Below are 7,511 nucleotides of genomic sequence, written 5' to 3'. Positions count from 1 at the left end.
TAACGCTTTATTTGCAAGAGCATCTAGACGGTTTAGAAGGGTTGATTGAGTATAATACTGATTTGTTTTGTTCTAGCACTATCAGTCGGATGACACAGCACTTTCAAAATGCACTGACTGCAATGGTCGAATCCCCTCACCAGTCTGTGACCAGCTTGCCATTGTTAACCGAGCAAGAAAAAGAAGATTTGCTTATAAATTGGAATAACACTCAAACGAATTATCCTAATCAAGAAACAATCGCAAAACTATTCATTCGCCAGGCAAAGAAAACGCCTAAGAATATTGCCGCTATTTTTTACAACCAAACATTAACCTATAGCCAATTAGAGTCCTATACAAACAGGTTTGTTGCTTACCTGATAAGTAAAGGGGTACAGCCTGACGATTTAGTGGGTGTTTGTCTTGAGCGAAATTTGAATGTCCTGATTGCATTTCTTGCCATTATGAGAGCAGGAGGGACCTATATTCCTATCGATCCAGAATTTCCTGAAGAAAAAATAAAAGACTTAATGAGGGAAAGTCAGGCACGCTTTTTACTTACCACAGAAACGTTTCATTCAAGTTGCCAATTCCAATTAGAGAATGTGATTATTCTTTCGATAGAGGCGTATAGGCAAGACACGTTTAAAATTAATCATGAGATTGATTTCAGCCATGCCAAACAATGCGCCTATGTTATGTATACCTCTGGCACCACTGGTAAACCCAAAGGGATTGCTATTGAGCATCAAGCTTTAGTCAATTTTTTATTTGCCATGCAAGAAAAACTCCAACTTACTTCTAATGATTCGGTACTCGCTATTACCCCAATTACATTTGATATTTCTGGGCTTGAATTTTATTTACCTTTGATTCTTGGGGCAACCTGTGTCCTGGCAGATAAAAAACGACATTGGATGGGAAATCACTTTGTTTATTTTTGCAAAAAATCCAGTTTCGGTTATTCAGGGTACTCCTGCCATATGGCATTTACTATTAAAAGCGGGATGGTGTAATACAGGTGGACTAAAAATTTTGTGTGGAGGAGAAGCACTGTCTCACAGTCTTGGTAAACAGCTCCTCGCTGCTAGCGGAGGGTTTTGGAATGTTTATGGTCCAACAGAAGCAACTATTTGGAGCTTAATTGAACGAGTTCAGACAATCGATGAGCGTCAACACAGTTCAATTGTGCCGATTGGAAAACCTATTGCAAATACCCGTGCTTATGTCTTTGATCGAAACGATCAGTTAACACCTATTGGTGTTATTGGTGAACTGTATCTTGCTGGAGATGGTTTGGCAAAGGAGTATCTGAATCGCCCTGAATTAACAGCGAGTAGCTTTATTGCATCTCCATTGCCTCAAGAGGTTTAACGAAACACGACTTTATAAGACAGGAGATCGAGTTCGTTGGCTTGCTGACGGCACTTTAGAATACATTGAGCGGGGGGATAACCAAGTAAAGATCCGAGGGTTTCGCATAGAATTAAGTGAAATTGAAAATCAACTCCTCACTTATCCAACAATTTCTCAGGCCGTTGTCATGGCCCAAGGCGATACATTAGAAACAAAACGATTGTTAGCCTATATCGTTTTAAAGCAGGAAGCGATGCACACAAGTATTGAAGCATTACAAACAGAGCAAATAGATTATTGGCAGACTGTGTATCAAGAGACTTACCACCATTCTTCGTATGAGAACGTTGATTTACATAGTGCTGGTTGGAATAGTAGTTATACAAAAGAACCTTTTCCGCCAGAATACATGCAAATTTGGGTTGATAACACTGTGCAAAGAATTTTTAGCTTTTCAACCTCAAAAAATATTAGAAATTGGATGTGGAACAGGGATGCTTTTGTTCAGACTCTTGCCAGGCTGTGAGTCTTATTGTGGTACGGATATCACCGAAGCGGGACTTGCTCATATTCAAAACCAATTAAAAACACGCAAATCAGCAGCGTCTATTCGTTTGCTAAAGCGACCTGCCCATATTTTTGAGCCGGAAGACATCAATGCTTATGATACCGTCATTATTAATTCGGTTATGCAATATTTTCCGAGTATGAATTATTTAATTACGGTTCTGGAAAAAGCAATTGCTAGTACTACGCCAGGAGGCCGTATTTTTATTGGCGACATTCGAAGTTTTACTCATTTACATGCGTTTAGCGCTGTTGTCCAATTGCTTAAAGCGACAAAGAAAACCACGTTTAATCGATGGCAGGTTAATATTAAAAAGCAAATGGCGCAAGAAGAGGAATTAGTTGTTTCACCTGATTTTTCCGTTTGTTTGCTGATTCTCATCCACGCGTTAGCCACGTGACATTTCAGTTAAAGCAAGGGCATGTTATTAATGAAATAACTCAATTTCGTTATGATGTTATTTTGCATATTGAAGATAATAAACCTTCAACAATATCAAAAGAAATCAATTGGCAGGAAAAACGATGGAGTGCTAAAGAGATTGGTGCATACCTTAAAGAAAATCAACCTGATGTTCTTGTTCTTAGGAATATCCCAAACCCAAGATTGACTGTTATAGCCAATATGTTGGCGTTTAGACCAACCAATCCAGAAGAAACTATTTTGGCTTTTTTCACAAAAGAAGATGTTTTGCAATCTAACATTCAAATTGATGAAACCCCCATCTTTGACGCTCTCTGGCAATTGCATGAATCATTGCTCTATGAGGTAGAAATTATATGGTCAGAGGTTGAACCTTTAACTTTTGTGGATGTTACTTTTAGACATCGTATTAAAGGTTATCAAAAAAATCGCAAAACTCTTTCTTCTGCATTACCTCTTGCCCAAATGGCTCAGTTTATTAATCATCCTATAAACTATAAATGGCAGCAGCAAGAGTTACTTCATATACGTCACCATCTCCAAGATAGATTGCCGAGCTACATGATTCCTAGTTCTTTTATGGCGTTAGAGAGCATCCCTTTAACATCAAATGGAAAAATTGACTATAAAGCTTTGCCTTGCCCGCGTGATCGGCATACCCATCATCGGTTAATCCCTCCTAAGAATGAGATTCAAAAGCAGCTTTTATTTTTATGGACAAAATTATTACATATCGAAGAAATAAGTATCGAAGATAATTTTTTGATAAAGGAGGGCATTCTTTGTTAGCAGTACAACTGATGGCTGACATTCACGATGTTTTTGGTTTTGATCTAGGAGTTAAAACCCTTTTTACAGCGCCGACAATCGAAAAATTAAGTCTCATCATTGAACATGCTGTCGATTTGGAGCTCCAGACAGCACGAGACGCATCAAATAGCCCACAGTCTTTGGTACAGATTAAAGCCAAAGGTGAAGAATCGCCTTTATTTTTGATACACCCCATTGGCGGCAGTATTTTATGTTATGGTGTATTAGCACAGAGAATAAAATTAAATTGTCCTATTTATGCTTTTCAGGATCCAAGTATCGATGCGAAGCAATTATTATTCTCTAGTTTACAGGAAATGGCTCAGTATTACTTAAAAGAATTGCGACAGGTTCAAGCACATGGCCCTTATTATTTATGTGGTTATTCTTTAGGGGGATTAATTGCTGCTGAGATAGCACTGCAATTACAGCACCAAGGTGAAACAGTTGCATGGTTGGGGTTATTGGATACTTGGGCATTTTCAGCAGATAATCCAGCCTTAGTTAAGGTTGCCTCTGCACGAATGAACGAGCAGTATAACCGGTTTAAAGAACAATTTTAACTTTATCCAAGGAGGCGATTTCTTTTCATGAAACGCTCTATCAGCATCACCTTAAATTGTTAGATGAGTATTGCTTATCGTCTATTTATTGCCCAATTTATTTATTTAAAGCCTCAGAAAACGATGCAATCGTGGATGAGGGCGCTAATGCTAATTACTGGCAAGATTATGCGTTAGGCGGCCTTCATGTTTACCAAAATCCTGGTTCCCATAATACTATGTTAGCTCTGCCGAATGTTAGCTTGCTATGTAAACAAATTGAAACAATGTTAGAAGGAATTTCTAAACTCGCTATGGCTGACGTTTTGTAATCAGGACAGTTTCATCATTCTTTGATTCCTGTTTTATTGACTAATCATCAATACACCGAGAAATATAATCATAGTTGCGATCAATTTTTTGATTAAAACCCATCCTTCGAATGATTCTTTTAATACTGTTGGGAAAAGAAAGCCCAGCATTGCCGTGAGCACAAGAACAAAAAGGTTGAGTAGACGCCAATCCATTTACCAGTGTTACATAACCTGTTGCCATTGCTAATGTTATGCAAAGTACTCCGCTAACATTAAGCAATTGGTTACTAACCATGATAGCATAACTTCGATATGAGATTTTTGTCTGATTAGGATAAATCTTGAAAAATAATAAACAAATATAGGAAGCAGAGAAAGGGAAACTCCAAGTCTTATGTAAGCAAAAACCGACCAAAATTCATTATTCTTTAATAGAAACTTAGTCAATATTTGATTGATTGCGTAGCAAAATGCAGCCAGTAGCATACACAGTACACCTTTACTAATCCCGATTTTCAATGGAGAGGATAAAGAAATTATTATTGCTCCACTCACAAGCAGTGCAGTTCCCCAATATTGATTATTTGCTAAATGTTCATTTAAAATTGCTTTCGCAATGAATAAAATAAAGACGGGTGCAAGATAATAAATGGGAATTACTTTGGATACTTCTTCATATTTAAGAGCAAGGTAATAAAAAGCATGGTTAATACATAAAATAATCCTGCGAGAAACGCTAATGCTAAATTGAAAGAGGTGAAGTGCTCCATGCCGTGAGTACAATAAACTACTCCGACGACTAGTAATCCCACCACACCTAAAACAAATACAGGGATTATTGGGTTATTCACCAATTTTGTCATCGTATATTTATCAGTAACGTTGACAATTGCCCATAAGATAGCAGCCAATAAGGAATAAAAAATCCATCCCATTTAATTTCCTTAGCTTATTTCCAATTTAGTCATCTTATCGCGGGTTTTGGAAGCTCGCAAAAAATTTAATAGGGTAGGTAACTCGTTAGGTCCTGTAGCATCCTGTCCACCATGGAAGAAACACCTAGATTAGAGTTGGAGTAAACCAATATGATACTTTATCTTGCTTTGGGAATGGCAATAAGTTTTTTCGTAACTCAAGAATAACAATAATTGTCTTATTAAACGCGTGGTTGTTAAAAAAGAACTTTCTAATACAAATAAATGAATTAACAAAATACTGTCGTTAATGGATTTGCAAAAATTACAATTACAAATTAATTACCTTAGGACGGAAGCAATGAAGTTTGATGCAGATATTTTTTAAAGTTGCTAATGGCTATATTTCTACTAGGATTTTCAAGTGGAATAGCCTATGGCGCAGTGGATCAATTACTAACCAATAATTTTTTCAAAATCCTGCAGAATTAAGCTTGGTTAATCGTGCCCAATTGCTATTGGGTAATGTATTCATTTCACCCACGTTAAAATTTACGGGATCAACTGTTTTAGGTAACGGCAGCGTAAAAAGTAAAACACACGACTCACTACCTTATTTATTATCCGCTTATCGATTAACCGATAAATTGGTAGTAGGTGTCAATATGACGCCTAGTGCTTATGGCCATATAGATTGGCAACCACATGATTCCATCGTTTCTAAAGCCTCAACTACCACTCACATTTTGTATTATAGGATCGGCGCCCAATCTAGTTACCAGTTCACCGAGAGGCTGGCTTTTGGAATTGGTATAAATTTAGAGTATAACAAACTGGCTGAGTTGAATTTTGTGGTATCTAATGTGGGAAATCAGATAAATAAGATACACGGTCTAAATTACACTGGAGATATAGGGTTTTTCTATAAAATTAATTCTCATATTTATCTCACTATGGCTATCTACACAGCAGTAAATACTTATGGTTACGGGACAAGCTCTACTGAGGCTATTACAGTTAATAATTTTTTCTCTGAATATTATTCAAGCTCCTGTAGCATTTGTTGGATTGCAGTACTACTTAACCGAGAAATGGCTTGCAGAGGGAAAGATATATTGGTCAGGGTGGTCTATTGAAAAAAATGTTAATCTCTCAAATACAACAACAGGATCTTCTATCTCTCCTGCCCGATGGAGTGATGTTTGGTCTTACCAAATAAATACACGTTATAAAGTAATGGACAATATAGCGTTGCTTGGTTCTATGATTTATGAGACCAATGTAGCTCCCTTATATACTAATGCAATAGGTTATCCTTTGTCTCCTGCAGGATCTATTTCTGCCGGGTTAGATTTAACATTACAAAAGAGCTTTTCAACACAACTGATATATAGCTATGGGGGATTTATACCTGCTGCTCAAATTAATAGTTTAGGAAATAGGGGAAAAATCTCTGCAAATTACCAAGCTGCTGTAATTCAATTCACATATAAAACGTAGATAAAGTAAGTTAATTACTATTCTATATGAGGCTTGAATTAATACTTGAAATCTCTAAATACGAACATATATGGCGCCGTTGCAAAAATGATTAAACTTGCAAAATCTTAAAATTTGATTATCTCTCAACTGTATAGACCAACTTGTTCATTGATAAAAGATACTTCGGTACGTGCCCCATAATCCAAATATGGAACTGTCTTTTTTGAACATACGCATGATTTCAAAACCTTTGATGGAGCCAGTGGGGCTATGGTAATCGAGTTAAGTGATATAATTGTTGCAAAAAACATCCAAATTTATTAAAACTTGATCATTTTTAATCTTGGAGGTTCCTCTATGTTTTTTCAAGCAATAGCCCTACCAACAAACAAATGTAACCTGAAAATTCTTACAGCTGTGATGCCGAAGAAATAGCGTTGAAAATCTTCAAGCTTTTAAGTTTTGAGGAGCAGATTAAGTTGATTAACACTAGTAAAGCTTGGCGCGAGCTCGCATTGTCAGATATACATGACATGGTTGATAAAGGAGAGCATAGCTAGGAATGGTATAGCCAATCAAGCAGCCATAATTGGCGACATGGGCATTCTTATCTACGCGGTAGATCAAGCTGGTGGCGTACAAAACATAAATATTAATGATGTAGCTCGTTTTTCCGCTCATTTTGGTCATTTTGATATATTGAGTTACGCACTCAATAATGGCGCTGAAGAAACTCAAGAGACATTAAAATGGATTGATAAACAGAACAAACTTAACGAATTTGAGCCAAACATGAGCATAGAGGAGCCAGAAGGCCGAGAAAACAACTCGTGTAGTTATTATGTAACCTAAATCCCGTCTGTAAATATCTTGGGGTTTTGGGCAACGCCCCAAGGATTAAGGCGCTTTTGGGAGCGGTGATAATTCAATGCGCTATTGCCGGATTAGTTTTTGTAGGAGGTCTTCTAGATCCTTATTTAGGGCTTTTAGTCGTTGGTATTTATTTTTTGGGATTTGGTTTTTATTTGCTGTATCACTTTCTTGTAGTTAATTTTTTCAAAACCTGATTAATCATCTATTATGGTTTGCTTTCGACAACGATAAACTACTTCATTTGTGC

The 7,511-nt window shown here is 36.9% G+C and carries 13 protein-coding genes and 1 pseudogene; 11 read left to right on the top strand and 3 right to left on the bottom strand.

Features of this window, described 5'->3' with window-relative positions; all coding sequences use genetic code 11:
- The 7 genes from BN58_RS29040 to BN58_RS16610 all read left to right on the top strand — a co-directional run.
- Positions 1-998, top strand: a 998-nt coding sequence (locus BN58_RS29040) for an AMP-binding protein (RefSeq protein WP_156812596.1), incomplete at its 5' end; no start/stop codon positions are given.
- Positions 913-1,356 (top strand): AMP-binding protein, encoded by a 444-nt coding sequence (locus tag BN58_RS29035; RefSeq protein WP_198009960.1) that lies wholly within the window; start codon positions 913-915, stop codon positions 1,354-1,356. The genes BN58_RS29040 and BN58_RS29035, both read left to right, overlap by 86 nt.
- Entirely contained in the window at positions 1,328-1,864 is a 537-nt protein-coding gene (locus BN58_RS31190; RefSeq protein ID WP_026069553.1) for an AMP-binding protein, read from the top strand. The genes BN58_RS29035 and BN58_RS31190 overlap by 29 nt, the downstream gene beginning before the upstream one ends.
- A complete protein-coding gene (locus BN58_RS16625; protein ID WP_232220731.1) occupies positions 1,833-2,306 on the top strand; it encodes a class I SAM-dependent methyltransferase in 474 nt (157 codons plus the stop codon). Before BN58_RS31190 ends, BN58_RS16625 begins: the two co-directional genes overlap by 32 nt.
- Before the next feature lie 62 nt (positions 2,307-2,368).
- The gene (locus BN58_RS16620) at positions 2,369-3,118 is read left to right on the top strand and encodes a hypothetical protein (protein ID WP_156812594.1); all 750 of its coding nucleotides are present in this window, start codon (positions 2,369-2,371) and stop codon (positions 3,116-3,118) included.
- A complete protein-coding gene (locus tag BN58_RS16615; RefSeq protein WP_019217791.1) occupies positions 3,112-3,702 on the top strand; it encodes a thioesterase domain-containing protein in 591 nt (196 codons plus the stop codon). The genes BN58_RS16620 and BN58_RS16615 overlap by 7 nt, the downstream gene beginning before the upstream one ends.
- Positions 3,703-3,758: 56 nt before the next feature.
- Entirely contained in the window at positions 3,759-4,013 is a 255-nt protein-coding gene (locus tag BN58_RS16610; RefSeq protein WP_019217790.1) for a hypothetical protein, read from the top strand.
- A 40-nt stretch (positions 4,014-4,053) separates the two neighbouring features.
- Here BN58_RS16610 and BN58_RS31185 read toward each other — a convergent pair whose 3' ends face one another.
- The 3 genes from BN58_RS31185 to BN58_RS34995 are packed head-to-tail and all read right to left on the bottom strand — an operon-like array spanning position 4,054 to position 4,930.
- Positions 4,054-4,290, bottom strand: a complete 237-nt coding sequence (locus BN58_RS31185) for a hypothetical protein (protein ID WP_156812593.1) — start codon at positions 4,288-4,290, stop codon at positions 4,054-4,056.
- On the bottom strand, positions 4,245-4,652 hold the full coding sequence (locus BN58_RS38010) for a hypothetical protein (RefSeq protein ID WP_456297460.1): 408 nt from the start codon (positions 4,650-4,652) through the stop codon (positions 4,245-4,247). The genes BN58_RS31185 and BN58_RS38010 overlap by 46 nt, the downstream gene beginning before the upstream one ends.
- Positions 4,652-4,930, bottom strand: coding sequence for a hypothetical protein (locus BN58_RS34995; protein WP_019217788.1), 279 nt, complete (start codon positions 4,928-4,930; stop codon positions 4,652-4,654). The genes BN58_RS38010 and BN58_RS34995 overlap by 1 nt, the downstream gene beginning before the upstream one ends.
- Before the next feature lie 461 nt (positions 4,931-5,391).
- On the opposite strand from BN58_RS34995, the pseudogene BN58_RS38005 reads away from it, so the two are divergent.
- The 4 genes and pseudogenes from BN58_RS38005 to BN58_RS16585 form a co-directional block, all read left to right on the top strand.
- Positions 5,392-5,742: pseudogene (locus tag BN58_RS38005) on the top strand (hypothetical protein); the annotation flags it as partial.
- Positions 5,743-5,890: 148 nt separating this feature from the next.
- Positions 5,891-6,409 (top strand): hypothetical protein, encoded by a 519-nt coding sequence (locus BN58_RS34990; protein WP_232220730.1) that lies wholly within the window; start codon positions 5,891-5,893, stop codon positions 6,407-6,409.
- A gap of 419 nt (positions 6,410-6,828) precedes the next feature.
- On the top strand, positions 6,829-6,951 hold the full coding sequence (locus BN58_RS38000) for a hypothetical protein (RefSeq protein WP_198009957.1): 123 nt from the start codon (positions 6,829-6,831) through the stop codon (positions 6,949-6,951).
- Positions 6,920-7,243: a hypothetical protein gene (locus BN58_RS16585; protein ID WP_019217785.1), complete on the top strand. Its 324-nt coding sequence runs from the start codon at positions 6,920-6,922 to the stop codon at positions 7,241-7,243. The genes BN58_RS38000 and BN58_RS16585 overlap by 32 nt, the downstream gene beginning before the upstream one ends.
- The last annotated feature ends 268 nt before the right edge of the window (positions 7,244-7,511 follow it).

Source organism: Legionella tunisiensis (assembly GCF_000308315.1).
GTDB classification, from domain to species: Bacteria; Pseudomonadota; Gammaproteobacteria; order Legionellales; family Legionellaceae; genus Tatlockia; species Tatlockia tunisiensis.
Note: the sequence above shows the minus strand (reverse complement) of the source record. Positions and strands in the feature narration are given on the sequence as shown.

What these genes read in the sequence shown, in the direction of transcription:
- BN58_RS34990 (WP_232220730.1), top strand. Translation starts at nt 5,891, where the DNA reads ATGGTTACGGGACAAGCTCTACTGAGGCTATTACAGTTAATAATTTTT.
- BN58_RS16625 (WP_232220731.1), top strand. Translation starts at nt 1,833, where the DNA reads ATGCTTTTGTTCAGACTCTTGCCAGGCTGTGAGTCTTATTGTGGTACG.
- BN58_RS16585 (WP_019217785.1), top strand. Translation starts at nt 6,920, where the DNA reads ATGACATGGTTGATAAAGGAGAGCATAGCTAGGAATGGTATAGCCAAT.
- BN58_RS31185 (WP_156812593.1), bottom strand. Translation starts at nt 4,290, where the DNA reads ATGGTTAGTAACCAATTGCTTAATGTTAGCGGAGTACTTTGCATAACA.
- BN58_RS34995 (WP_019217788.1), bottom strand. Translation starts at nt 4,930, where the DNA reads ATGGGATGGATTTTTTATTCCTTATTGGCTGCTATCTTATGGGCAATT.